Annotated in this window: 26 protein-coding genes and 1 pseudogene; 11 read left to right on the top strand and 16 right to left on the bottom strand. The window is 52.8% G+C overall.

Annotated features, from left to right (window positions below):
* Positions 1–18: 18 nt before the first annotated feature.
* Together HV213_RS25180 and HV213_RS25185 are read right to left on the bottom strand one after the other, a co-directional pair.
* Positions 19–1,251 (bottom strand): dicarboxylate/amino acid:cation symporter, encoded by a 1,233-nt coding sequence (locus tag HV213_RS25180; protein WP_142512599.1) that lies wholly within the window; start codon positions 1,249–1,251, stop codon positions 19–21.
* A 67-nt stretch (positions 1,252–1,318) separates the two neighbouring features.
* Positions 1,319–2,016 (bottom strand): IS1 family transposase gene (locus HV213_RS25185; RefSeq protein ID WP_223335778.1). Its coding sequence is split into 2 segments (ribosomal slippage): positions 1,319–1,767 and positions 1,767–2,016, totalling 699 coding nucleotides; the frame shifts between segments, so codons are not numbered across the junction.
* A 235-nt stretch (positions 2,017–2,251) separates the two neighbouring features.
* Here HV213_RS25185 and HV213_RS25190 point away from each other — a divergent pair.
* The 5 genes from HV213_RS25190 to HV213_RS25210 all read left to right on the top strand — a co-directional run bounded on the left by HV213_RS25190 (position 2,252) and on the right by HV213_RS25210 (position 5,844).
* Positions 2,252–3,178 carry a LysR family transcriptional regulator gene (locus HV213_RS25190; RefSeq protein ID WP_181483762.1) on the top strand — a complete coding sequence of 309 codons (927 nt, stop codon included), beginning with the start codon at positions 2,252–2,254 and terminating at the stop codon, positions 3,176–3,178.
* A 124-nt stretch (positions 3,179–3,302) separates the two neighbouring features.
* Positions 3,303–3,542: a DUF2164 domain-containing protein gene (locus HV213_RS25195; RefSeq protein ID WP_181483763.1), complete on the top strand. Its 240-nt coding sequence runs from the start codon at positions 3,303–3,305 to the stop codon at positions 3,540–3,542.
* 110 nt (positions 3,543–3,652) lie between these two features.
* On the top strand, positions 3,653–4,804 hold the full coding sequence (locus tag HV213_RS25200) for a double-cubane-cluster-containing anaerobic reductase (protein ID WP_181483764.1): 1,152 nt from the start codon (positions 3,653–3,655) through the stop codon (positions 4,802–4,804).
* Between the two features lie 9 nt (positions 4,805–4,813).
* Complete coding sequence (yjiL, locus tag HV213_RS25205; RefSeq protein WP_181483765.1) at positions 4,814–5,581, top strand: putative 2-hydroxyacyl-CoA dehydratase activator YjiL; 768 nt, start codon at positions 4,814–4,816, stop codon at positions 5,579–5,581.
* Positions 5,578–5,844, top strand: a complete 267-nt coding sequence (locus HV213_RS25210; RefSeq protein ID WP_181483766.1) for a putative Se/S carrier protein — start codon at positions 5,578–5,580, stop codon at positions 5,842–5,844. Before yjiL ends, HV213_RS25210 begins: the two co-directional genes overlap by 4 nt.
* Here the strand turns inward: HV213_RS25210 and HV213_RS25215 are convergent.
* From HV213_RS25215 to HV213_RS25255, 9 genes are all read right to left on the bottom strand, one after another.
* Positions 5,831–7,018, bottom strand: a complete 1,188-nt coding sequence (locus HV213_RS25215; RefSeq protein ID WP_181483767.1) for a fimbrial protein — start codon at positions 7,016–7,018, stop codon at positions 5,831–5,833. The two genes, HV213_RS25210 and HV213_RS25215, sit on opposite strands and share 14 nt — an antisense overlap.
* A 19-nt stretch (positions 7,019–7,037) precedes the next feature.
* Positions 7,038–9,557 (bottom strand): fimbria/pilus outer membrane usher protein, encoded by a 2,520-nt coding sequence (locus HV213_RS25220; RefSeq protein WP_181483768.1) that lies wholly within the window; start codon positions 9,555–9,557, stop codon positions 7,038–7,040.
* Between the two features lie 64 nt (positions 9,558–9,621).
* The gene (locus tag HV213_RS25225; RefSeq protein WP_181483769.1) at positions 9,622–10,356 is read right to left on the bottom strand and encodes a fimbrial biogenesis chaperone; all 735 of its coding nucleotides are present in this window, start codon (positions 10,354–10,356) and stop codon (positions 9,622–9,624) included.
* A gap of 33 nt (positions 10,357–10,389) precedes the next feature.
* Positions 10,390–10,950 (bottom strand): fimbrial protein, encoded by a 561-nt coding sequence (locus HV213_RS25230; protein ID WP_181483770.1) that lies wholly within the window; start codon positions 10,948–10,950, stop codon positions 10,390–10,392.
* Between the two features lie 201 nt (positions 10,951–11,151).
* Complete coding sequence (locus HV213_RS25235; RefSeq protein ID WP_181483771.1) at positions 11,152–11,520, bottom strand: winged helix-turn-helix domain-containing protein; 369 nt, start codon at positions 11,518–11,520, stop codon at positions 11,152–11,154.
* Between the two features lie 567 nt (positions 11,521–12,087).
* Positions 12,088–13,152, bottom strand: coding sequence for a DUF2955 domain-containing protein (locus HV213_RS25240; RefSeq protein WP_181483772.1), 1,065 nt, complete (start codon positions 13,150–13,152; stop codon positions 12,088–12,090).
* Positions 13,142–14,209: an HlyD family secretion protein gene (locus HV213_RS25245; protein WP_181483773.1), complete on the bottom strand. Its 1,068-nt coding sequence runs from the start codon at positions 14,207–14,209 to the stop codon at positions 13,142–13,144. The genes HV213_RS25240 and HV213_RS25245 overlap by 11 nt, the downstream gene beginning before the upstream one ends.
* Positions 14,210–14,215: 6 nt before the next feature.
* Entirely contained in the window at positions 14,216–14,680 is a 465-nt protein-coding gene (locus HV213_RS25250; protein WP_181483774.1) for a MarR family winged helix-turn-helix transcriptional regulator, read from the bottom strand.
* A gap of 225 nt (positions 14,681–14,905) precedes the next feature.
* Complete coding sequence (locus HV213_RS25255; RefSeq protein WP_181483775.1) at positions 14,906–15,070, bottom strand: DUF1127 domain-containing protein; 165 nt, start codon at positions 15,068–15,070, stop codon at positions 14,906–14,908.
* 177 nt (positions 15,071–15,247) lie between these two features.
* Here HV213_RS25255 and HV213_RS25260 point away from each other — a divergent pair, with 177 nt between their 5' ends.
* On the top strand, positions 15,248–16,660 hold the full coding sequence (locus HV213_RS25260; RefSeq protein ID WP_181483776.1) for an aminotransferase-like domain-containing protein: 1,413 nt from the start codon (positions 15,248–15,250) through the stop codon (positions 16,658–16,660).
* A 279-nt stretch (positions 16,661–16,939) separates the two neighbouring features.
* On the opposite strand, the gene HV213_RS25265 is transcribed toward HV213_RS25260, so the two are convergent.
* The gene (locus HV213_RS25265; protein ID WP_197975054.1) at positions 16,940–17,428 is read right to left on the bottom strand and encodes a hypothetical protein; all 489 of its coding nucleotides are present in this window, start codon (positions 17,426–17,428) and stop codon (positions 16,940–16,942) included.
* Positions 17,429–17,566: 138 nt separating this feature from the next.
* Here HV213_RS25265 and HV213_RS25270 point away from each other — a divergent pair.
* The 4 genes and pseudogenes from HV213_RS25270 to HV213_RS25285 form a co-directional block, all read left to right on the top strand.
* Positions 17,567–17,820: pseudogene (locus HV213_RS25270) on the top strand (type I restriction enzyme endonuclease domain-containing protein); the annotation flags it as partial.
* A gap of 222 nt (positions 17,821–18,042) precedes the next feature.
* Entirely contained in the window at positions 18,043–18,378 is a 336-nt protein-coding gene (locus HV213_RS25275; protein ID WP_181483777.1) for a SymE family type I addiction module toxin, read from the top strand.
* Between the two features lie 247 nt (positions 18,379–18,625).
* A complete protein-coding gene (locus tag HV213_RS25280; protein WP_181483778.1) occupies positions 18,626–19,537 on the top strand; it encodes an acetamidase/formamidase family protein in 912 nt (303 codons plus the stop codon).
* On the top strand, positions 19,534–20,877 hold the full coding sequence (locus tag HV213_RS25285; protein ID WP_181483779.1) for an APC family permease: 1,344 nt from the start codon (positions 19,534–19,536) through the stop codon (positions 20,875–20,877). Before HV213_RS25280 ends, HV213_RS25285 begins: the two co-directional genes overlap by 4 nt.
* Before the next feature lie 116 nt (positions 20,878–20,993).
* On the opposite strand, the gene HV213_RS25290 is transcribed toward HV213_RS25285, so the two are convergent.
* Positions 20,994–21,893 carry a LysR family transcriptional regulator gene (locus HV213_RS25290; protein WP_181483780.1) on the bottom strand — a complete coding sequence of 300 codons (900 nt, stop codon included), beginning with the start codon at positions 21,891–21,893 and terminating at the stop codon, positions 20,994–20,996.
* An 87-nt stretch (positions 21,894–21,980) separates the two neighbouring features.
* On the opposite strand from HV213_RS25290, the gene HV213_RS25295 reads away from it, so the two are divergent.
* Positions 21,981–22,763: an NAD(P)H-dependent oxidoreductase gene (locus HV213_RS25295; RefSeq protein ID WP_181483781.1), complete on the top strand. Its 783-nt coding sequence runs from the start codon at positions 21,981–21,983 to the stop codon at positions 22,761–22,763.
* A 52-nt stretch (positions 22,764–22,815) separates the two neighbouring features.
* Here HV213_RS25295 and HV213_RS25300 read toward each other — a convergent pair whose 3' ends face one another.
* The 3 genes from HV213_RS25300 to HV213_RS25310 are packed head-to-tail and all read right to left on the bottom strand — an operon-like array spanning position 22,816 to position 26,185.
* Positions 22,816–24,774, bottom strand: coding sequence for a helix-hairpin-helix domain-containing protein (locus HV213_RS25300; protein WP_181483782.1), 1,959 nt, complete (start codon positions 24,772–24,774; stop codon positions 22,816–22,818).
* On the bottom strand, positions 24,771–25,529 hold the full coding sequence (locus HV213_RS25305) for a PP2C family serine/threonine-protein phosphatase (protein ID WP_181483783.1): 759 nt from the start codon (positions 25,527–25,529) through the stop codon (positions 24,771–24,773). The genes HV213_RS25300 and HV213_RS25305 overlap by 4 nt, the downstream gene beginning before the upstream one ends.
* Complete coding sequence (locus HV213_RS25310) at positions 25,526–26,185, bottom strand: vWA domain-containing protein (protein WP_181483784.1); 660 nt, start codon at positions 26,183–26,185, stop codon at positions 25,526–25,528. The genes HV213_RS25305 and HV213_RS25310 overlap by 4 nt, the downstream gene beginning before the upstream one ends.
* Positions 26,186–26,269: the final 84 nt, after the last annotated feature.

Here is a 26,269-nt window from a genome sequence, read left to right on the forward strand (position 1 = left end):
TTAATCTGTATGGAAAACCTACACCGCCGCGACTGGCGAGTTCGCTTCAGCAATCACCTGCTTTTTCCCGGCAAACCTCTCCACTATCTGCGCCGCGTTTAAATCGTGGATCACGTTGATAAGCGTCGCCGGAGCGTCCGTTATCGCCCCCAGCACCACCAGCATTGGGATAGCTTCCATTGGCAGTCCCAGCGTAGTAACGATAAAGATTTCCCCAAGAAATGCGCCCCCCGGTACGCCGCCGACGATAATCGCGGAAAGCACGGCGATCAGCATCGTCAGGAAGAACGTCTCAGCGGTGAATTCCATTCCCAACACCGAGTAAATAAAGACAATTTTCAACGCCGCAATCATCGCCACGCCGCCTTTATTCAGGTTGACCAGCAGCGGAATGGAGACGTCGACGATTTCCGGGTTGATCCCCATCGCTTTACCGGCACGTAGCGTGACGGGTAAGGTTCCTAATGAGGAACAGGTTCCCAGTGCGGTAACCGACGGCTCGATAGCGTTACGCCAGAAAGCCTTCACCGCTGGAATGCCGCCGCCAATGTACGAATAAAAAATCGAGCCAAAGATGTAATAGACCAGCGTGGCTGCCATAAACAGGCCGATAGCGCGGGCAAAGGTCAACAACAGCGCAGAGTCCTGACTTGCCATCGTCGCCGCGAAATAACAGCCAAGCCCCACTGGCGCGACCTTCATGATGATGGAAACAATCTTCATAATGACGGTATTGATATCTTCCAACAGCGACGCGATGCGTTTACCCGCCTGCTCCGATTGTCCAATGGCAATACCGGCGATAATCGCCATCACGATCAGCGCAAGAATATTGGACTTAGAGAACAGCCCGATAAAATCGCTAGTGGTGATCATGCTGACAAAGTCCATCTTTCCGCTCCCTGCCTGTACAGACTGAGAGAGATCGATAGTGACGCCTTGCGCCGGGTTATACCAAAGCGCGAGCGCCACAATCCCGGCTGCTGGAATAAACGCCATCGCGATAGAAACAATAAAGATAATTGCCATAATACGCCCCAGCCTTTTCAGGTCGGTCATACTGGCAATAGAGGACATCACGCTGATACCCACCAGCGGAACGATAATCATAAATAACAGGTTTAGAAATATCTGACCGACTGGCTGCAATTTGCTTGCTAATGCCGGAGCGTAAATACCTAACAGCCCACCAGCAACCAGAGCGGATAAAAGAATAATAGAAGATTTGTAGGGTTCGAGTCGTGTCCACATAACCGGCACCTTTTAATTTAAATTATTTTAAATGAGATTAAATTCACAATTTGGTAATGACTCCAACTTAATGATAGTGTTTTATGTTCAGATAATGCCCGATGACCTTGTCATGCAGCTCCACCGATTTTGAGAACGACAGTGACTTCCGTCCCAGCCTTGCCAGATGTTGTCTCAGATTCAGGTTATGTCGCTCAATGCGCTGAGTGTAACGCTTGCTGATAACGTGCAGCTTTCCCTTCAGGCGGGATTCATACAGCGGCCAGCCATCCGTCATCCATACCACGACCTCAAAGGCCGACAGCAGGCTCAGAAGACGCTCCAGTGTGGCCAGAGTGCGTTCACCGAATACGTGCGCCACAACCGTCTTCCGGAGCCTGTCATACGCGTAAAACAGCCAGCGCTGGCGCGATTTAGCCCCGACGTATCCCCACTGTTCGTCCATTTCCGCGCAGACGATGACGTCACTGCCCGGCTGTATGCGCGAGGTTACCGACTGCGGCCTGAGTTTTTTAAATGGCGGAAAATCGTGTTGAGGCCAACGCCCATAATGCGGGCGGTTGCCCGGCATCCAACGCCATTCATGGCCATATCAATGATTTTCTGGTGCGTACCGGGTTGAGAAGCGGTGTAAGTGAACTGCAGTTGCCATGTTTTACGGCAGTGAGAGCAGAGATAGCGCTGATGTCCGGCGGTGCTTTTGCCGTTACGCACCACCCCGTCAGTAGCTGAACAGGAGGGACAGCTGATAGAAACAGAAGCCACTGGAGCACCTCAAAAACACCATCATACACTAAATCAGTAAGTTGGCAGCATCACCCACAATTTGATGATTTTTTGCCTTTCCTCCCTTCATTTTGTGATGCAACTCACTTAAGTTGTTATTTATTCACTTTAAACGTGTTTTATTTCCTATTAATCAATAATTACATGTTTAAATTACCAATGTAACCGCCTATTCGTACCGTTTTTGCAAATCACTTGTGAATAAAAGGAAAAAATGAGCGCGCCAATATCGCTAAAAAATTTAGAATTTTTTATCAAAATCGTAGACTGTGGAGGGTTGTCTGAAGCCGCAGCGCAGCTCAACGTGTCGCCTTCGGCAGTCAGTAAAAGCCTGGCGGCAATGGAAAACTCGTTAGGAACCACCTTAATTAAACGCACCACCCGCAGTATTACTCTGACCGATGCAGGGCAATATTTGTTTAACCGCGCTAATAAATTACTGCAGGAGTTCGATGAAACGCTCAATACCACTTCGAGCTATGACCAAAATCCGCAAGGCGAATTACGTGTCACATGTTCAATTGCATTTGGTTATTCCCACCTGGTCAACTTGGTTGATAAATACCGCACGAAATTTCCGGATGTAAATCTTTATATCGACCTGAATGATAATTTTATCAATCTGAATGAAACTGATTTCGATATCGCTCTGCGTATCTCGACCGCGCCGCCGCAAAACTACGCCATGCGCAAGCTGGTACCGATCCGCTGGGCATACTGCGCTTCTCCAGGTTATCTCGCTAAAAAAGGGATTCCCCAACGCCGAATTGATTTGGCAGGCCACGACTGCCTGGTGTACCCCGGCCTCACGCCAGTGCTGAAAATAGCTGACGATCAGGATCGCTTGCATCAATTGAAACTTCATATGCCGATTCAAGCGAACAGCAGTCTGGTGCTGTTGAAGTCCGTGTTAGAGGATCAAGGCGTCGCATACCTGCCAACTTATTTGATTGGCGGGCATATTCAAAAAGAGGAAATCACGCCGCTGCTGCTTGATGGCACGATTACGTGTGAAACCCACGCCCTGTACGCACTCTATTTTCCCAGTAAATACAGCAATCCGAAAGTGCGCTCCTTTATCGATTTTTTGGTCGATGAACTCGGGACATTACCAGCATGGGATAGTTGGATACCTAACTGAGTCGATTGCTTTACGGGGCATGTTCCCATCAGCCCATACCCGCCAGACGTTTGATAAACCAGATGATATCTCTATCACGGCATAATAAAATCATTGCTACACGGCCCAATTATCAGGAGAAAAAATGGCTGACATCACCTTATCATCCGGCGAACGCGACCTGCTGCGCGAGAAGCTATGTCAATACTGCGAAGAAAATTTTGAACTGGAGCTGGAGCAGTTTGACGCCGAATTCTTTGTCGACTTTATCGCCAAAGAGCTAGGGCCGATGTTTTTTAACGCCGGGATTGATACGGCAATTAGCACCCACGTCGCCTGGAGCGATCGAATCCAGGAAGAGATGGATCTGAAAAAAGTCTATTAGCGCCAACCGTCCAATAGCTCGACATGAGTGGGAGATCAATAAAGGCTTACTATTAACATGGTTATAATACAGGTTCTTTCATCATCTCCCGTGTACGGGGAAGGAAAACCATGTCGCTTATCACCGATCTACCCGCCATTTTTGACCAATTCTCCGAAGCTCGCCAGAAGGGCTTTCTCACGGTCATGGATCTTAAAGAACAGAACATTCCGCTGGTCGGCACTTACTGCACCTTTATGCCGCAGGAGATCCCGATGGCCGTGGGCGCAGTGGTGGTTTCACTGTGCTCCACCTCTGACGAAACGATTGAAGAGGCGGAGAAAGACCTGCCACGCAACCTCTGTCCGCTGATTAAAAGCAGCTATGGCTTTGGCAAAACCGACAAATGCCCCTACTTCTACTTTGCCGACCTCGTCGTCGGTGAAACCACCTGCGACGGCAAAAAGAAAATGTATGAATACATGGCCGAATTCAAAGCCGTGCACGTCATGCAGTTGCCGAATAGCGCCAACGACGATGCCTCCCGCGCGCTGTGGAAAGCAGAAATCCTGCGCCTGCAACGGGCGGTGGAAGAGCGCTTCGGCACGCCCATCACCGAAGCCGCGCTGCGAGAAGCGATTATCCTTAAGAACCGCGAACGCCGGGCGCTGGCAAACTTCTACCGCGTCGGGCAACTCAATCCGCCAGCGCTCAGCGGCAGCGATATTTTAAAAGTGGTCTACGGCGCGACTTTCCGCTTCGACAAAGAGGCACTGATTAACGAACTCAATAGCATGGCCGAGCGGGTTCGCCAGGAATGGCAAGAGGGCAAACGGCTGGAAGCGCGACCGCGCATTCTTATCACCGGCTGCCCGATAGGCGGTGCGGCGGAAAAAGTGGTGAAGGCGATTGAAGACAATGGCGGCTGGGTGGTCGGTTTTGAAAACTGTACCGGTGCCAAAGCCACCGAGCACTGTGTCGAAGAAACCGGCGACGTCTACGATGCTCTGACTGACAAATACCTCGCCATCGGCTGCTCCTGCATCTCGCCTAACGACCAGCGCTTAACCCTGCTCAGTCAAATGGTGGAAGAGTACCAGGCCGACGGCGTGGTGGATGTCATTTTGCAGGCCTGCCACACCTATGCAGTGGAATCGCTGGCAATTAAACGCCACGTGCGTAACCAACACAACATTCCCTATATCGCCATTGAAACCGACTATTCGACAGCGGATATCGGCCAGCTCAGCACCCGCGTCGCGGCCTTTATTGAAATGCTGTAGGGGGCATGAGTGACGTTTACCGTAGGGATTGATTCCGGTTCTACCGCCACCAAAGGCATCCTGCTCCAGGACGGCGCGATCCAACGCCGTTTTCTCTGCCCGACGCCGTTTCGCCCCGCCGATGCCATCGTTGAAGCGTGGGAAACGCTCTGCGCCGAGCTGGATGAACGCCCGTTTTTAACCTTGACCGGCTACGGTCGCCAGCTGGTGGATTTTGCCGACAAGCAGGTGACGGAGATTTCCTGCCACGGGCTAGGCGCGCGCTTGCTCGCTCCGGAGACCCGCACGGTTATCGATATCGGCGGCCAGGACAGTAAGGTTATCCAGTTGGATGACGACGGCAACCTTACCGACTTTCTGATGAATGACAAATGCGCTGCGGGCACCGGGCGCTTTCTGGAGGTTATCTCGCGCACCCTCGGGGCCAGCGTCGAACAGTTGGATAGCATCACTAAAGGCGTCGATCCGCATGCGATCACCAGCATGTGCACGGTGTTTGCCGAATCCGAGGTGATCAGCCTGCGTTCAGCGGGCGTGCCGCCGGAGGCGATCCTCGCCGGGGTAATCAACGCCATGGCCCGGCGCAGCGCCAATTTTATCGGTCGTTTGTCGGCGCAGGGCCCGCTGCTGTTTACCGGCGGCGTCAGCCACTGCGCAGCGTTTGCCCGAATGCTGGAAGGCCACGTCGGCATGGCGGTGCATACGCATCCCGACGCCCAGTTCGCCGGGGCAATCGGCGCGGCGCTGATTGGCTTACGCCAGAGGAGCCGCAGGTGACGGAATATCTGTTTTTATTTCATTCGACGGTGGGCGTGGTGCGCACCCGCAAAGCCTTGCAGGCGGCAGGAGTGACCTTCCGGGTGAAGGACATTCCACGCCAGCTGCGCGGCGGCTGCGGGCTGTGTATTTATCTGAGCTGTGAGGCCGGAGAGGAGCAGCGGTGGGTTATCCCCGGCCAAACGGAAGCGATATTTCGCGTCGAAGGCCAGGCGTTCCACCCATTGCACGCATTCCCGGCACAGCACATTACTGATAGTTGATGGTGAACTCTACCGCCGTATCGGCCTTACCTGCCCGCAGCGTGCTTTCATTGTTACGGGCATAACGCGCTCTGAGCGGTATCGCGTAGCTGGCGGTGGTTTGCTGCAGCGACAGGTTCGAGTCGGTTAACGTATTGGCTTTAGAATGAGTTAACACATTCACATTATCGCGATTTTGGATCTCCAGACACATGCCTTTTGCCATATCGGTATCGTCGGTCAGCGCTGCGCACTCGCCGCCCGCGGCCAGGGTCTGATAGCCACTCACCGGGTTAAGCAAAAAGCCAATGCTATTAGCCAAATCAGGCCCGACGATCGTATAGTCCGTCGAGCTTCGCCAGCGGATCACCGCCGTCGACGAGGAGTCCGACGCGTTACGATTGTAGCGCCCGTACATCGGTGGACAGTTCAGCAGGTTAATGTTGAAATCCACCCACTCGGTGGTCGTTGATTCGGCAATCGAATGTTCCCCCATTGGCACCGTGACATCCGGCGTCTGGCAGGTACCGGCAACGACAGTCACACTACCGGAGATGTTCCAGCGGTAACCATAATCCTGGGTCACACCGGTGGCGTTCGTGGCCTGGGCGGAACGAGTAATCGGTGGGTAGTTGAACGCCACCATCCAAACCCCTGGTGAGATATCACCGACTTTTACCAGCAGCAGTTCAAAGGCCTGATCGGTGTAAACCGAACCAAAGCGCCTCGATTCCGTGCTCGGAATATTCGTTTGAGTCATAGAAGAATCAGGCAGCCCATATAACGATGTTGAATTATTATTGTAGGTAGCGGCGACCACCACCCCAATCCCGGAAACCCCGGTGCTGTAAACATTAAGCCCCTGATACTGCCCAACAACGGCGGGCAGCGCGCCCTCAATATTTAACGCATGGACGAGCTTAATGTACTCCCCGCCCGACACGTTCGAAATGCAGCCATCAACACCGATGATCTGCGTATCGGCATCAAAAATGTATTGCCGATAAAGTACGGATCCCACGGGTAAATCACGTAATGCCGAAACCATCAGGAGTTTGCCTAAAACCGAGACATACTGCTCGACATAAGCCGTACGGCCAGAATAGTTTTTCGTACAGGTAATCGACGCGAACGACACAAACGGCAGCAGTAATAACCCTGCCAGCCCCCATCGTAGCCAGCTTTTAATCGGCATAATTAGCCCTCCCTGGAAATTAGTGGCACTCAGCATTGATGTTTACGATCTCCGATGTCGAAGATGCCGGAAGCGAGTAGTTAATGGCGCAGGAATCCTCTTTCTCTGTTCCCCAGCGCACGCGCAGCTGGCCTGAAGCATGAGCAAGGCGGGCAAAAATACGCTGCCCCTGGCCCACCACACCGACAATATTCTTTTCCGCATCCAGCACATCGGCACCAAACGGAACCGCCTGAGCGTTAGTCAGTCGAATCATCGCCGCCTGCCCTTGTACGGTATCAAAACGCAGTTTGACCACCGCCCCGCTGTAAGGCGCGATTTTCTGGCTGGTGTTCTCCAGCTCAACGTTTTCTGGAATGCCTTTGGGATCGATCTCGACCAGGTTGCTCTGGTAAGCATTGAGATAAGGGACAATGGCGTAACCAAAGCGATCGACCGTGACGCCAGGATAGCCGCTGACCTTCGCGCCCTGGGCACCTTTAGCCTCCACCAGTGCCATGGTGTCGGCGGTATAAGGCGTCAGCGTCACGCCACCGCTATGGGCAACCGCGCCGCCGCTGATACCAAGAGAATAATTACTGTAATGCTTACCCGCTCCCGCCTGCGCCTGAAGCATCGCCAGCGAACTGCGTAACGAGGTATTCAGCGAACCGCTCGTTGAGCCACCGTTATTGGTATTTGATGCTGAAAGGCCATAGCTCAGCGAATTGTCTTCCAGCGCCGTGCCGCTCACCCCAAGCTGCTCGCGCACTACGCCACCAGGATCGTGATTCAGGTTCATCGACATCTGGCTAAATGGCGTTGTGCTGCCGAGCGGGATGCTCAGCGTTAGCTGATAGTGGTTTTCATAATCACCATCGCCATTACGGTTACGGCTGACGCTTAGCCCGTAGCTCACCCGTCCCAGGCTGTTGTTATAACCAAACTGGTACTGGCGATCGGTGCCCAGGTTATTGTCCCAGTAATCCTGCTGCCAGGCGTTAAGGTAAAAGTTACCCCACCCCTCGGGCAGATTCTGGCTGGCGCTGACGCTAAGGCGACTTTTGGGACGGCGTATATCCCAGGTATCATTGCCATACTTCTGTGCATCACGGATCTGCATCGCAGTCATAAAGTCCAGATACTCTTCGGTCGAATAGCGATAAGCCGCAACGTTAAAGTTGCTGCCCGTTGACAAAATAAACTGGCTGTATTTCAGCTGATAGCTCTGACCCGACATGCGTTTGCCGTAGCTCGCCAGCGGTTTATCCAGTTGGGTTTGCGACTGAGTGGCATCCAGAGAAAATGTCCCGACAGACGTACCCAGCGCCAAGCCCAAAACGCCAGCCTGGTAATCTTCATTGCCCTGAAGACCTGCGTAGCCGGTAAAAAAGTTGTTCAGCCCACGACGCCACGTCAGCTCACCGAACGCAGGCTCACTTTCCACCTGATCTTTGCGGAGTTTGCCTAGCGTCACGCTGTAGTGATTGGTACCTGAGCGCAGCAAATTACTGCTCGCCGCATAGGGAATCACCTGCTGCTGTTCGGAGCCATCGGCCTCTTTAATCACCAGTTGCAGGTCGCCGCCATAGCCTGTGGGATAAAGGTCGTTAATTTCAAACGGGCCAGGTGAAACGGTCGTTTCGTATAACAAACGCCCTTGCTGAAAAACCTGCACCTTCGCGGAAGTTCGCGCGGTTCCACGAACGATAGGCGCATAGCCACGCTGTGAATCCGGCAGCATCTGCTCTTCATTCGCGAGCTGGGCACCGCGAAAGGAGAGCGTATCAAACAACTCCCCCCGGGTATTGCGATCCCCAATTGAGAGACGGCCTTTTATCGCTGGAATATCGCGCTGTACGTAGGTGTTTAGTGCCTGGGAGTGACTTCCCACGTCATCCTGCCAGCTCCAGTTGCCGTTATGACGAAAATACCAGTTTCCCAGGTTAAAACCCGTCGTGATCCCGGTATAGGCGCTGTCGTTTTCCGTTCCCCGGTTTTGCTGGTGATAATAGTTAGCGTTATAGGTTAGCAGCCCGGCCGTCACACCTTTGTTCCATAACGCCGGGTTGACATAACCTCGTGGGTTGCGCACCAGATAAAGCGTCGGGATCTCTAAATCCAGCGTCTGGTTGCCGGTATCAAACTCCATCTTTACCTGCGGGATCATCGCCGTCACCGCCAGGCAATCGTCATCAGCGCTATTGGCTAAAAGCCTCTGCGCGTCATCACTGAGTTTCTCAATATTCAACGGTAGCGTGCGCCATGCCCCTGTCGTCAGGCAAATAGTGCCCGTATTGGCAGGCGGTGTACTTTCGCTAACCGTAATATCCTGAAAACCCTGATATTGGTTGTTAATTCGCAGTTCTACGCGATATTTACCGGGTACAGCCCTGTTACGTTCGTAATGGGTCAGGTTTATTTTTTTCTGGCTCCCCTGACTCATAAAGGTGCTATTAAACTGTACTTCATCTGCATCCTGTGCGACGGCAAAAGGGCTAAAACCCAGCGTAATCGCCATGGCTAGCGGCGTCGGTTTAAAATAGCAGGAACGAATCATCAAGAACCCCGTTCTATTCCATTACTGTTTACAGGGCGGCGGCGACAATAAATACCGCAGCAATTTATTTCGTATCGGGACTCACCGGGCGCAGCGCACCGTAGTCATTGATAATCATGGGATACCAGCGGGTGGTCACGCGATCCAACGTCCAGGTATGGGTTTCACCTGGCGTTAACATGCTGCCAGCCCCCAATTTTTTCTCCCCTTTTTCATCTTCTGAAAAGTAAGCCACTGTTACGTGATAGGGCGTAGCGTTATGCGCGGTGACCTTATTTCCCTGACGCTTCCAGACAACCTTTTCCGGCGCTTCACTCGCGTTTTTTATTAGTTTTTGTGGGCGATAAAAAAGTTTCAGGCGAGAGCGAAAGGCCATCGATAGCATATTTTTCTCTGCTAGCTCACCTTTCACCGTTGGAGGAATTTCAAGAACATTAAGATAAAAAATAGATTCTTTATCTTGCGGTAATGCTTCACCGGTATAGCGAATACGCAGCGTTTGTCCTTTCCCGGCATTAACACGATTAATCGGCGGGGTTAATACAAACGGCGCTTTTGCCGTATCCGGCGTTGAAGTCGGATCGCCATTATCCACCCAGGACTGGATGAGTACCGGCACGTTACCCTTATTTTCCATCTTAACGGTAACTTCCCGATCGGTTGACGGGTAAATAACACGCGTTCCGGAAATAACTACTGAGGCGCAGGCAGGAAAGGCCGTCGTCATGACGAGTAGCATGGTAAGAATGCTTTTTTTCATTACAGAATCCTTCCTGTTAACCGATGGAATTCCTTCCATCGGTGTTTCACATGTCATCCAATGACGATGAACTTACTGGTAGTTAATGCTAAAGCTGACATTGCTGGTTACAGCACCTGGAGTGGTTGCGCCGGTAGCGAAGTACTGAACAGCATAAGGCAGGATGGTGGTACCGGTACTCGCCCCAGCAGTATTCGGAATAGCAACCTGCGTGTTGGTTGAACTTTGCGAGTTATGGCCCACCTTAATAGCGCTATCGCTTTGAACATCAACCAACTGCAGCTGGACGTTGCCAGCACCGGTTGAAGTGGTATTTACCAGGTTATTGGTAACGCTGTCTACAGTTGCGCCACCTTCAAAGTAAGCCGCTGCGGTAGAAGTGGTTACCAAACCAGTACAGCCAGAGAGCTCAATATTAAATTGAGTGCGTCCGCCGGTATTACCAGCCACCGCCAAAGTCTGGGTGGAAAGCGTAGGCAGCACGACAGTCGCCGGAGAAGTCCCACCATCAATAGCAATCTGGCAGGTAGAATCAGTTAACTTACCCTGGAAATTGATTTGCCCATCAGATGCCTGAGCACCAGCAGCAACCAGGCAAGAAACCACAGCAGTAGATAATAATAAACGCTTCATATTTAACTCCATGTTAAAAAAAGTCCCTGGATAAGGGAGTGTTATTTACACAAAAGCACTTCTGTTGGAATTTAAACGCCCAACATACACGATTCCATAACAGTCAATTATTTATTAGCACTAATATAATAATATTAGATGCCAATAGAATTGCCGCCTGGTTTTATATATTTATAAAATAAATATCATTACAACCAATAATCAAGGTCGATAGAGTATTTTTATATTTCCAGAGGTTATTCTGTAACCTTTCCCAGAGATTCGCTCAATCATATTCTCGTCAACACCAGCCAGCATCAAATTTTGTTTCAAGGCTGATATCACCTGCACTAATCTGGAATGTGAAGAGCTCAATCCATTTTTATCCCAGACATGATGCATAATTTCATTATCGGTAATAATTTCTTTCTGATGTTGCATCAGAAGAAAGAATAAAAGATTAGACATAGTACTACGCAAAGCAATAGGGCCAGCTCCCTGTAAATGACTAGAAATATTAACAACCTTAAGCGGGTTGTCGAAACAAAAAATGGCATCATCAATCAGAAAACCAAAAACAGAGAATGACATTCACATATCCTCATATAATCATCCTTAATTATATATTAAGTGAATATAAAAACTTTCCTGGCACGGCCTAATAATAATCTTATGTCCTGGAATGATTATAATCCTAATATTAAAAAAACCTCAAGAAGCATCAATTTAAGTGGAAAAGACAGATTTAAACAAAAAGTGCAGCATAAAAAACTAATACATAGCAAAAAAACAAAGCAAAAAAACCAAAACACTTAAAGAATAATCTTAAGAATCTAACGCCAAACATTAAAAATATAAAACTTTATTTTAAATAAAATCAGAATAAAAAACCATTTATGGAAAATAAAACATTAAAAACAATAAATTACAAATACATTAAATATCATGAAAAAAGTATGAACTAAATTCATTTTATGTAACAAAAACAAAAAGCATTCACAATCACAATTGTTTATTGATTAAATATATTTATTATTTATCAAAAATAGGCATTCTCTTACACAATATTATTTTAGGGGGAATAAACCCAAAAATGCCCCCTTTCATTTTCAACGAAAAGTTAAATACAAAAGTATTATGACTACGCAAAAATAGGGATCACTCCGTCATCACAAACCGCGTCGGTGCAAAGCAATTCAAAATACGATGCACCAGAAAGACCATCGTCAGCGTCGCCAGCAACGCGACGGTCACCGACGTGATGCGGTACAGGTCGCTGAATACCAGATCCTGGTCCGGATGCAGATTCTGACCAAACATAATGCCGATGGTGGTGATACTGGCAAAGCCCACGCCAGCGCCCACCTTCTCCATCACGTGCAGGCGAGCGCTAAAGGCCAGACCGAGGCCAATCAGCGGCATCATCAGCACCATATGATTGCTGAAATTATAGATAACCAACTGCACCAGCAGAATATAGAGACAGGCCATCACCACGCCCACCACACGCCAGATCGAGCTAATCACCGCGCCGCGATAGTGCATCGGGAAGAGAATCAAAATCCCCGCCATCAGCGCCGACAGGGAATCACTCAAATCGCAGACCTGGAAGATAACAAAGATCATCGTCGCCACGGTGCCGGAGAGCAGCGATTCATGGCGAATACGCGCGGCATCTTTTTCAATACGCGGCGGCGGCTTGCGCGGTTCGACATCCGGGATGAAATAATTGAGCAATGCGCTGAGCGCCACCGCCATCACGCAGGCCTCCATGTTGGAGAACATCAGCGTGTGCCAGTTGCTGGTGGGATAGCTCATAAAGTTGAGCATCGTGCTCTGACACACCACGCCCATCGAGCCCAACAGAAACAGCGGCCCCTGGCTCATAAAGCGAAAACGCATCACGTACAGGCCAAATACCACCAGCGTCATGATCACCGGCCACTGCGAAAGATAACCGACGATCAGTACCATTTCGACGCAGTTTACCGCCGCACTAAACACAAACTGCCGCGCCACATGGCGGTTAAACACCGGCACCAGCGACAGAAGCATCAGCGGGTAAACCACAAAAAAGACACCGTACTGCACGTCGTAGAAAGTCGAAATGCTCAGCGCGATAGTTCCGGCGACGGCGATGCGCAGCGTCTGGCGAAAATCATTCGCCGTATAAACGATATTGCCATGCGGGGTGAAGACCCGCGCCAGGGTGTTAATAGACATAATGCAGCAGGCTCACCAGATGGATCTGCACGCCAGCAAAGGTGCGGGCAAACGGACCATCGCTATTGTAGAGTTGCACCGTGGCGCGCGCGCCGGTGGGCAGCGGCTTGTCCAGCGGCTCATCGAGCGCCACGTGGATGCGCATGCGCTGGGCATCACGCACCCAGCGGGTGGACTGCTCCGGCTGCGACAGCTGGCCGTTGACCTCTTCCTGCCCGGCCAGAATACCGGCATCGCTGCTGGTGACGTGCGCTTTAAAGACCTTACCCGGCAGCGCATCAAACACCACCGCCGCATCGGTATTCACGCCGGTGTGGCGCAGGCTCTTCTCACGAAAATCAGCGACGATATCGGTGTGATTGCTCACCAGCGCCAGCAACGGCGTGGCGGCAGTGGCGTACAGTCCGGGATTGAGCTGAAGGTTGCTTACCATGCCGTCGGTTTCGGCGCGGACCTGCGTCCAGCCGAGGTTAAGCTGCGCTTCTTCCAGCGCGTTGCGATATTTTTGCAGCGTCACGTTACGCGCATCATCGCGTTCGCCGCGCTGGATCAGCAGGTTCTGGATGCTGGCGTTGAGCGCGCTGACCGACTGTTCGCTGGTTTGCCAGGTGGTGCGCACCTTATCCAGGTCCGACTGCGAGACGTTCTGCATGGTGCTCAGCCGCTGATAACGGTCGAGGGTAACCTTGTCGTTGCGCGCGGTGTACTGGGCGGTGCGCAGATTGGCGCGGGCAGAAGCGATCTGCGCATCCAACTGCTGGTTGCTCAGCTTCGCCTGCTCAAAGGCGATTTGCGCGGCTTCCACTTTGTTGGTAAACGGCGCCGGGTCCAGCTCATAGAGCAGGTCGCCCTTCTTCACCAGGCTGTTGTTATGCACATAGACATGGGAGACATAGCCGGAGACGCGCGAGGATACCGGCGTCACTACGCGCATCACGGTGGAGTCCGGGGTGAGCGGGATCCAGATATCGGCAACGATAAACCAGGCGAATATCGCCAGGAACGCGGCAATACTCACCCTTACCCAACGGGCAAACTTCTGTTCAGGGGTCATCATAGTTTTTTAGATCTTATTATCTTCTTCGCGGATAGTCCGCAGATTGCAGGCGATTTGATTTAGGGTGGCGCTGAAGGTGGCGAGTTCTGCTTCGGGAATGGTTCGGGTGACGCGATTTTGATAAGTCTCAATCACGCGGTTCAGCTCTTCCAGCCTCGATTGGCCTTCCGCCGTCAGCGTCAGCAGGCGTATGCGTTTGTCATAAGGCGATGTGGAACGCAGCAGATAGCCCTGCTTTTCCAGCTGCGTGAGGGTGCGCATCAGCGGCGGCAGTTCAATGCCCTGCACCTCCGCCAGCTCGCTGACCGAGACGTTATCCCCCAACTGATGCAGTTGCATCAGCACCGTCCAGCTTGACTGGGTCAGGCCGGTGTCGGTAATGGCAGAATCAATAATCGCGCGCCACTGGCGCACCACCATCGCCATGCGCATCCCCATCGGGCGGCGGGCAAACAGGTCGTCTTCGGTCATCTCTTTTCCTCACTTAACGGTAAGGAAAATAATACTTATCACGGTAACTATCAAGAAACAAAGGATAGAGAAGCATGAAATGATAAATTCTGTGAATGTAAATTCCCAATGGAGTATCGGTTTGGTAGCCCGGACAGGCGCATCAAGCGCCGCCTCCGGGAAAACCCCGGTAGCGCTGACGCTTACCGGGGTTACAAACGCGCACGGGGTGAAAAACCGCACGTTTTAATTGATCTGATCCCGTCTTAATCCGACGTCTCTCAACTGTTCATCGCTCATTCGCTGCAAAACTCGTCGCGTTTGCATCCGAAGCCACCATTTTCTGATCGCTCGCCCTAAAAATATGAAGCCGATAAACGGCTGTTTTGCCCGGTTCTCATGAAATTCCATCCTCTGCCTCCTCGCCTTGCCAGAGGCTTTATCTTCGCGGATCCGGGACCAGACAATACAGATTCACAAAACACTTTTCTTTAACATACAGATTGATTAAAACGATATCTGCGTGCGGTTTTCACCGCCCATCTGTACTGGTTTATCCATCTGTATGGCGACAAAAAGGGATACAGCATGACTCGCTACCAACATCTGGCCAATTTGCTGGCTGAACGTATTGAACAAGGGCTGTATCGCCACGGCGAAAAGCTGCCCTCTGTGCGCAGCCTGAGTCAGGAGCACGGCGTTAGCATCAGCACCGTCCAGCAGGCTTATCAGACGCTGGAACAGCGCCAGCTGATCACCCCGCAGCCGCGATCCGGCTATTTCGTTGCCCCGCAAAAAGCCCAGCCGCCGGTACCGCCGATGTCGCGCCCGGTACAGCGACCGGTGGAGATAACCCAGTGGGATCAAGTGCTGAACATGCTCGACGCCCGCAATGACAAAACCATTATCCCGTTCGGCGGCGGGTCGCCGGACGTATCTCAGCCGAGTTTAAAACCGCTGTGGCGCGAGCTCAGCCGGGTGATCCAGCATAATATTATCGACGTGCTGAGCTACGATGAGCTGGCCGGACGCCGCGAACTGCGCGAGCAGATCGCCCGCCTGATGCTCGATGGCGGTTCCGTTGTTACCGCCGATGAGCTGGTGATCACCAGCGGCTGCCACAGCGCGCTGTCGCTAGCCCTGCTCGCGGTGTGCCAGCCCGGCGATATCGTGGCCGTTGAATCCCCTTGCTATTACGGCACCATGCAGATGCTGCGCGGCTTAGGGCTAAAAGCCATTGAGATCCCCACCGATCCGAACAGCGGGATCAGCGTCGAAGCCCTGGAGCTGGCGCTGGAGCAGTGGCCGATCAAAGGGGTCATTCTGGTGCCGAACTGCAACAATCCGCTGGGATTTATCATGCCGGACGCCCGCAAACGCGCCGTGCTGTGCCTCGCCCAGCGCCACGATATCGTGATTTTTGAGGATGATATTTACGGCGAGCTGGCGACCGACTACCCACGCCCGCGCACCATTCATTCATGGGATATCGACGGCCGGGTCATACTCTGTAGCTCGTTTACCAAAACCATCGCTCCCGGCCTGCGCATCGGCTGGGTCGCCCCGGGCCGCTACTACGACCGGCTTTTACAGATGAAATACGCCGCCAGCGGCACCAACGTCCCCTCAACTCAACTGGCGGCCTCCACCTTTATTCGCGAAGGCCACTATCACCGCCATGTGCGGCGAATGCGGCAGATTTACCAGCGCAATATGGAGATCTACACCTGCTGGCTGCGGGAATATTTTCCCTGCGGCATCTGCGTCACACGTCCAACCGGCGGCTTTATGCTGTGGGTCGAACTGCCCGAGCAGGTGGATATGGTCTGCGTCGCCAAACAGCTGTGCCGCATGAAGATCCAGGTCGCGCCGGGATCGCTGTTTTCGGCTTCAGGGAAGTATCGAAACTGCTTAAGGATCAACTGCGCCCTGCCGCCGATTGAGAAGCACCGGGAGGTGATGGTGCAGTTGGGGGATGCGGTGAAGGTGGCGATGGAGTAGGAGGCGGAGTGAAGCTGCGCAGACGGAGGCTACGGCTTCCCCGCCGTCTGCGGACCGGTAGCCCGGACAAGGCGCGTCAAGCGCCGCCTCCGGGATTTTACTGGTCGTATACTCTTTAGCACTTGAAACATGTATGTCGCTGTTCTCATATCCACTTTCAAAAGAATAGAACAGACCACTGCAACAATAATGATGTAATGTACTCGCCGATGGATCGATTTAATATTTTCGTATTAGCCCACCCACGAAATCAAATCTATAGCTATGAAGCCATACTGATTATCTGAAATCCCTTTCTCTAAGAATGAGATTGATTTCCTGTAAAGCATCCAGCTGCCTCTTCTCAAAAGGAGTTGGCGTATTTGAGCCATAAATAGTAGCAAGACTGAAAACGCCCCCTGCTAATCCGGTCAAACCTGAGACAAGATCCCATTGACCATGAAAAAAATACCATCCCCCAGCAAACAGCATTAGAAGGCCGCATCCGGCCAAAATCTTTAAGACAATTGTTGACTTTCTATTCCTCTCTTTCCTCAAAATCTTTAATCGATGCTGCTCCTCTGAAATCAGCTCATCGTTATCACAGTAAATCAATAACTTAAATTCATTCTGTTTCGAATGATCATTAATAGTGACATCACCATTAATGTTACCGGAATTAAAATCTCGCATATTGTTCACCTTATCACGACTATTATTTATAGAATTCATTTCACCATTCTGCCTGACAAATTCCATCAAGCAATGTAAAAATAAATTTCGTGCCATTTCATATATCTTAAAAATATTTAACGCTATGTACAGATTTTTATATAAAATATAACCATAATCAATAATATTGATACCAGAGATTCAATCAAATGGTACAAGATCCGCAATTGCCCACTTCTTTCTTCATGTAATTCAAAAGGTAAATATCAACCCTTCTATGCAGGAGATAAAACGCTGGCGCTGGCGAAAGAGATGAAGGCCGTCGTGGATAACACGTCAAAGTACCCGGACTGGAGCAAGCGTGATGATATTAAGCCAAGCTGAAGGTGGAGATGATCCTGCTGCTGCACAAACACAAGTTCCCGCCGGTGGCGAATGATGATGTGTATATGGGCGTGCTGGCGCAGGCGGAGAATTTTAAACAGCATCATATTAACACACTGTATTAATGTTATTGCCGGATAGGTTTTGCTTATCCGGCATGGATTACCTACTCCGCCGTTTTAATTTCTGAATAAATACTTCCAGTAACGTCTTTATTATTGTCTATTTTTAGCTGGCTTTATTTTTATTTACTGGGTAGATTTACAGGTGTTATTTAGCGCGATATGGCCGTGCGGGAACACGGCCACATCGCTAATCACAATCCCTATTTAAGAGGAATAGAGACGATGACTGACGCCGATTCTATTGCAGAACTGATTAAACCTGTAGTGTTTCCTTCGACCTTACGCAGTTATACCGTGTCGTATGTGACGAATTATCCAAAACACGATCGCGTACCCGCGCTGATTTTAAAAGGTCAGTGGCTTGAGAAAGCGGGTTTTACCCCCGGCAGAAAGCTGGAGGTACGCGTTATGGACGAGTGTATTGTGCTCACCGCCAAAGTGATGGAGCCCACGCTCGAGGATGCGTTTCATCGTGTGCAGAATCTGTCAAAGCGCAAGCAGCAGCAAATCATGGAGCTGATCGCGATGGTGGAAAGCAGCAAGGGAACCTTCAGTTAACAGCCTAAACTGGCGGCCAGATATGGCCGCCACATGCATTACGCCCCGACTACGATAGCCAATATAAAACACGCTAATAATACCTCGTAAGAATATTAACGAATTGATTTATCAGCAAACATATATCGTTTATGTTTATAAAATCTTGCGTAATTGCCTTCCCGCCCTAATCCCGATACATTCACTTACTCCCCATAGGGGAAATTCTAAATATAAAAAACACAACAATTAAATCGGGATGAATGTCATGAAAATAACCAAAGACCAGGTGGTTTACACCATGTCGCGGGATAACGCCCCTGTCGCCACCGTAAATAGCGGTAGTGAGGTGCTGTTCGAAACCTGCGACTGCTTCTCTGATCAAATCACCTCTGCCGATGCCGTATTCAACGAGCTGGACTGGCAGCGTATTAATCCGGCGACCGGGCCGGTGTACGTTGAGGGTGCCGAGCCGGGCGATGCGCTTAAGGTTACGATCAAGCGTATTACCCTGACGGGTCAGCAAGCGGTGATGGTCACCGCGCCGCAGCTGGGTGTGATTGGCGACGAACTCGATGCCCCGAAGGTCACTATCGTTCCCATTGAAAACGACCAGGCCGTACTGCCCGGTAACGTGCGTGTTCCGCTCAATCCGATGGTTGGCGTGATCGGCGTCGCCCCGGCTGGCGAAGCCATCTCCTGCGGCACGCCGGATAGCCACGGCGGCAATATGGACTGCAAAATGATTACCGCAGGCAGCACGCTATGGTTGCCGGTCAACGTGCCCGGCGCGCTGTTCGGATTGGGGGATTTACACGCCGCAATGGGCGATGGCGAAGTCTCGGTCTGCGGCCTGGAAATCCCCGGTGAAGTGCTGGTGGAGCTGACGGTGGTCAAAAACCGTAAGCTGCCGCTGCCGATGCTCGAAAACAGCAAGACGCTCTTCACCCTTGCCTCTGCTCTGACACTTGATGAGGCCGCCGCGATGGCGACCCGCCATATGGCACATTTTATCGCGGATAACACATCCCTGACGCTGGCGGAAGCCATCAGCATCCTGAGCATCGCAGGCGATCTGCAAATCTGTCAGGTGGTCGATCCGCTGAAAACCTGTCGCTATGCCTTACCGAAATCAGTGGCTGAACAGCTCTCCCTGCGTATTGAAGGGGAGCAGGTATGAGCGTCGAACAGTTTGGCTATAAGCAGGAGCTACACCGGGCGCTGACGTTCCGTGACCTGCTGGTCTACGGCATGATTTTTATGGTGCCCATCGCCCCGTTTGGCGTCTTTGGCTACGTCTGGGACGGCGCGCAGGGAATGGTGGCGCTGGCCTACCTCATCGGCATGGTGGCGATGTTCTTTACCGCCATGAGCTACTGGTCGATGTCGCGCGCCTTCCCGGTTTCCGGTTCGGTGTACGCGTATGCCCAGCGCGGCATTCATCCCATTGTCGGCTTTTTTGCCGGTTGGCTGATCCTGCTGGACTATATTCTGGTGCCGTCGCTGCTCTATATCGTCAGCGCAGCCGCACTTGCGCCCATGCTGCCTGGCGTACCGGGCTGGCTGTGGATCGTCGGCTTTATCGCCATCAACAGCCTGATTAACCTGCGCGGCATTACCTTTACCGCTCGAGCCAATAACACGATTCTGATCGCCGAAATCGTGGTGCTGTCGGTGTTCGTCGTGCTGGGGCTGATCGCGCTCTATTCCGGCGCGGGCGCAGGCCATTTGACGCTCGACCCGCTCTATAACGCCGATAAGTTCAGCCTGCCGCTGGTGATGGGCGCGGTCTCTATCGCCGTCCTTTCTTTTCTGGGTTTCGATGGGATCTCCACGCTTTCGGAAGAAACGAAAGGCGGCGTCGATACCGTGGGCAAGGCTTCGCTGGGCGCATTGATGCTGGTGGGTTCGCTGTTTATCCTGCAAACCTGGATTGCCGCCGATCTGGCGCAGGGGATGACGTTCAGCAGCCTCGATACGGCTTTTTACGATACCGCTAATCTGGCGGGAGGCAACTGGCTGAAGTACGTCACCATGTGGTCAACGGTGATCTCCTGGGGGATTGCCAACGCGCTGGTGGCGCAGGCTGCCGTGTCGCGCATTCTGTTTGCGATGGCGCGTGATAAGCAGCTGCCGAAACTGCTGGCGAAAGTGCATCCGCGGCTGAAAACGCCTTACGTCAGCACCCTGTTTGTGGCGCTGATTTCCCTGGTTTCCGGCCTTTGGTTCTATGGTGATATCGACAATCTTAGCCGCCTGGTGAACTTCGGCGCATTAATGGGTTTCCTGGTGCTGCATATCGCCGTGATCAACCATTACATCATTCGCAATAAGTCACGCAATCTGGTGATGCACCTGCTGTTCCCGGTGGTGGGTCTGTGCATTATCGGCTTTGTTATCTATGAGATGGACGCTCAGGCGAAGGTACTCGGACTGAGCTGGCTGGCAGTGGGTGTCGTCTATTACGTCATGATGCGCCTGGTGCTCAAACGCAATATCGAACTAAATCTGGAAGGGTAGCCTCTCCCCGGCTCGCGCTGTGCTTAGCCGGGCTACGGGTTCGCAATCATCTGTGGACCGGTAGCCCGGACAGGCGCGTCAAGCGCCGCCTCCGGGGAACAACTCGCAATACGGCTTCAGGCTTTTAATGACATCACAATCTGCTGGCGCAGCCACCGATGCGCGGGGTCGCGGTGCCAGCGCTCGTGCCACAGCATCAGCATATCAAACCCGGCCACCGCCAGCGGCGGTTCGATCACCGTCAGGCCGCCTGCTCCACGCACCAGACGCTCGGGCAGCACCGCCACCAGCTCGCTATTGCGCAGCGTCTCCAACATAAACAGGAAATGTGGCACCGAAAGGACAACCCGCCGCGCCAGACCGAGGTTCGCCAGCGCGGTATCGGTCGCGGCGCTGAATCCCCCGCCGTCCGGCGAGACGATCACCTGATCCAGCTGGCAGAACTGCTCCAGACTTAACGCGGATTGCAGCGCCGGATGCCCCGCTCTGCCCGCCAGCACGTAGCGTTCGCGGAACAGCAAACGCTGATGCAACCCCGCTGGAGCGCCGTCATGAGTATGGAAAAACAGATCTACTTCATCGCGATCCGCCTGCTGAATCAACCGCGAGGGCTGTAGCTCGAACACCGCCAGACGGCTGGCCGGGGAAGCGGTGCGCAACGCGTTGAGCGCCGGCAGCAGAATCGCCGAGGCCATATAGTCCGTCGCCGCCACCCGCCAGGTTTGTGTCGCCGTCGCCGGGTCAAACGCCTGAACCGGCGCGACCGCCAGTTCCAGCGCCAGCAGCGCATCACGCAGCGGCCCGCGTAGTTCATCGGCGCGAGCGGTTGGCTGCATCCCACGCGGCCCCGGCAGCAGCAACGGATCAGAAAATATCTCACGCAATCTCGCCAGTTGAACGCTGACCGATGGCTGAGACAAATTCAGGCGTTGCGCCGCCCGGGTGACGTTATTTTCGCTGAGCAGCACGTCGAGGGTGCGCAGCAGGTTGAGGTCCAGACGCTGAATATTAATCATCACTATACCTGTCATTGAGGTAATTCATTTCTACTATAACGCCGTGCCCTCTACTCTGCAGCTCTCCATGACTCAGAGGTGATCTCAATGAAAGTGTTACTGATTTACGCCCATCCCGAACCACGTTCGCTTAACGGCGCGCTGAAAGATTTTGCCGTGCAGCATCTGCAAAAGGCCGGTCACGAAGTGCAGGTGTCCGATCTCTACGCCATGCGCTGGAAGGCAGGGTTTGATGCCGACGACAGCAGCGCTTTGCCGGTCGGAGATGCCTGGCGGGCAACGCGGGATTCACAGCAGGCGTTTGAACAAGGCACGCAAAGTGCGGATATCGTCGGCGAACAGGAGAAACTGCTGTGGGCCGATACGGTGATTTTTCAGTTCCCGCTGTGGTGGTTTTCCATGCCCGCCATTATGAAAGGCTGGATTGACCGGGTCTACGCTTACGGGTTTGCTTACGGCGTCGGCGAGCACAGCGAAACGCACTGGGGCGATCGCTACGGAGAAGGGACGTTCGCGGGCAAACGGGCGATGCTGATCGTCACCGCCGGAGGATGGGCGGAACACTACGCGCCGCGCGGGATTAACGGTCCTATCGACGATATTCTGTTCCCCATTCAGCACGGGATGCTGTTCTACCCCGGCTTTGCCGTGTTGCCGCCGCTGGTGTTTTACCGTACCGACAAACTCGATGAACAGCGCTTTAATACGCTGCGCGACGAACTGGCCCAGCGGCTGGATACCTTATCTGAAACCGCGCCAATTCCCTTCCGCCGCCAGAACCATGGCGACTACCTGATCCCTTCTCTGGCTCTGCGCCCGGAGCTGGCTCCGGGTGAGAGCGGTTTAGGCGTACATCTAGACCACAATTAATTTACACCCTAAATAATTAACACCGAAGGGACGAAGCCGCAGGCCGCGGATATTAGCATAAGCTGAAATCGGCCTGCGCCTGCGCTAGCTTTTTCGCAGCCTCCTGTAAAGGCTCGTGCAGCATCGACATTCGCCGTCCGGACTCCAGGCTAAAACGCTGTAGCTCCACCGCACCGTTCGTTAAGGCCGCTTCCAGCGCCACCCGTCTGGCCGCAAACTTCGCCTTCACCGCGTTTATATCGCCGGGCGATACCGCCTCGGCGGCGTTGAAGACAAAACGCCGATCGCAGCTTCTCTTCCAGTCCAGCACCGCCTGCGTCAGATGATTACCAAAACCTTTAACCTGTTGAACCCTGCGTTTGGTGACGTCCGCCGCTGTTTCAATGCCGAACGAAAGCAGCGCGGCCTTACGCGCAGCCCCAACGCCCGGGATCGGCGCGGATGCAATAAAGCACGTGGCGAGGAATTTCTCCCGTTGTCGTTCCCGCGCCGTCGCGTGCAAATCATCAATCTCTTTCTTTTCTGCCGTCGGCAGCCCGGTTAGCTCTTCTTTGCGCTGCATCAGCGCCGCGCGTTTGGCCATAAAACCTTCGGGGCCACAAGAGTGCTGCACCTGATTGACGAGCTGCCGATACTCATTTTCGGCAAGATCCATCGCCGTACGGCGCTGCTGTACTTCCTCTTTGCGCAACTGCCCCCCGAAATGTTTTACCCCCCAGACCGCCAAAGCACCACCAATCAGCGACCAAAGCCATCCTTGCGACATATAGAAAACTTTCATCGTCACAACCATTATTACGATGGCAATAAATGCCACCACAAATTGAGCGCCGGTAACTGCTTTTTTCCCTGGGATATTCTTCGGTAACGGGTGAGGAACCACCTGGTAATGCAAAGCAGAAGGGAGGTTCAACGGCGGTGGCGGCGATGCTGCCGTAATCGCCCCCAACACCCTGGCCATGACAAAATCGCCAGCCGATGTTCTGACGGTGACATTCAAATCGATAAAATAGCTCACCCCCTGATCTTCAAGCTCGCACCAAGGGCAGAGGGTTAAATGGCGAGGGAAAACATGCATTGCAGAGGCAGCGCATTTTCTTAATTGCTGGCGTAGCTCATCCAGCGCGCTAACCCACTGCTGCGCCGTCGGACGCCCTTTTTCAACCCCTTGTTCAGTGAACGCCAGATGAAACATAGAGGCCACCGACTGGGGAAGTATCGATATGGGAATCGAGCGCGGGGGCGGCCGAAAACCTCGCTGCTGGTTATCTTTGGCGTAAGCATAACGAAAATACGCAATATCCGACTCCAGCGCATTACCCACCTCTTTTAACAATGGGATACCGGAATAAGGGTGTCGACCGCCAAATAAAACATGAAAGATAAGCAGCGCCAGGCCGAAGTTATCGTGATTTGGCGTACGGCTAAAGCCGGAGAAGGAGGGTAACGATTGCAGCTCAGGCGGAGTAAAATGCGCCACGCCGACCTCACAAAGATACGATGTACCCTGTTCGTTGATCTGGAACGAATCACTGTCTATCAGAACAACCTTGCTGTCTTTTCCCACCATAAAGCTGTTTTGATTCACATCGCCGACAATATGCCCGTGATCGTGGATAGTCTCGAACGATGCGGCAATATTGCGCGCGACGTACAGCAAAAAATCCCATGCTGAATCGGGGTAATGCTGGCGACGATGCGCAGGGCTATACACCATATGAATCGGTTCTTTTCCTGCGACCTTAGGCATCAGGAAGCCCACAACCTTGCCGCCGCGTCCGGTGTGCAGGGTCGCCTGCGGCCAGGCAATATAATCCAACAGGCGATCGTCCGCCGTTGCAGCCATAAAGCTCAGCTTGGCCTGCTTCAGCACGTCTGGCGGCGAGTGATAAATCTTGGCGACGCTATCGCGAAACTCCTTTACCTCAAATACCGCGCCTTCACCGCCCTTGCCTAACTCCCTTCCCAGGGTCACCGAATCGTTGGCTGATGTATATAAGTGTTCTTTCATTGTACCCATAACGCCAGCGCCAGCGTTTTATCATCATCCGTGCGTTCATTAACCGACGGGCTACCCAAAAACTCGACCAACAGAGCCGGTAACATCTCTGCCTGCTGCGGAGAAACGCTGGCCATCACCTTGAAAAATGGCGTAAAGAACGGCTCATGGGGGGTATTGTCCGTAAGATTAAGCGCCAGTCGCTGGATGCCGTCGGTAAACGCCGCGACCTTCAGCGCCCGCGCAGGCATGAAATGCGTCTCCAGTACGTTAACCGCATCGTCATCCGTCACAAACCAGGTCATATTGGCATACTCGCCGGTCATCGGTACTAGCGGAACCTCCATCCCTTCGCCGCAATCCACAGCCACGCCGCCGTCACCAATCTGCATAATTAGCGTACCGTTTTCCATAGAGAGTACGCCCAAAAAGGTGCAGGCATAATCGCGCGCCGTCAGCGGATGAACGGCTGCCGCCAGTATTCGTGCTTTTATTGCCTGCACGATATCAACGGCTAAGGCTTCATTAAGCTCAAACGCATCCTGCCGCACGCTGTCCGCCAGCCAGGCCGCCGCGGCTTCAACAGCCAGTTCAGCCCCTTCGCCACCCCGCAGCGCGCTACCGGCACCGTCGGAGACAAACAGTGAAAGCAGCGGCTGCCCATTGTTGAGCGTATCGACCCCTGCCAGGCAACGATCCTGACAAGGGGTTTGCGTGCTGAGATGAGAGGTACCCACCTCGGAACCATAAACCAGACGCCAACTCACACCGACGCCCAGCCTTTTGGCGATTCAAGCGCGACTTCGGTTCCCGGCGTCGATCGGGAAACGGAACGCAGCGAGCTGGAAAGCCAGCTAAACAGTTCACGAAACTGCAGCCCTTGCAACGATAGCGGCTGGCGAACGCTAATTTTCGCCAGCGTGTGCATATCTGCGCTCTGGACGCCAATGGAGAAAAATGCGAACTTTTTGGCCGCCTCGCCTTCACTCACCATCGCCGCCGCCGACTGCCAGCTATCTGTCGGCCCGCCGTCTGTTATCAGAAAAACCCATGGGCGATAATATGAAATGCCGTTGGCGCGGTACTCGCGTTTACGCTCTTCAACCATATTGAGCGCCTGAGTGATGGCCGCCCCCATTGGCGTATCGCCCTGCGCGTAGAGAATCGGCGGGAAGAAGTTTTCCGCGCTAGTGAACGGTTGTTCCACTTTTACCGGGCCAAACGTCACAATGCTCAAATCTACGCGTTTCATTGCCAACGCATCTGAAAGCAGCTCATCACGAAAGGTCATCAGACCGGCATTGAGTTCATTGATAGGGCGGCCGTTCATCGAGCCGGAGACGTCCAGCAGCAGCACGCACGGGCAGCGAGGCTCCGGGTTACTGGCAAAATCGCTGGTTCCAAAGGTAATTTGTTCGCTCATGAGAATTCCTTTCTTATTTGAGTGGTGTCATCACAACGCGGTGGATAATCCATCCTGTACCTAACGTTGTCAGAGGTGATAATA

Origin of the sequence: Klebsiella sp. RHBSTW-00484 (assembly GCF_013705725.1) — a bacterium.
Taxonomy (GTDB): Bacteria; Pseudomonadota; Gammaproteobacteria; order Enterobacterales; family Enterobacteriaceae; genus Klebsiella.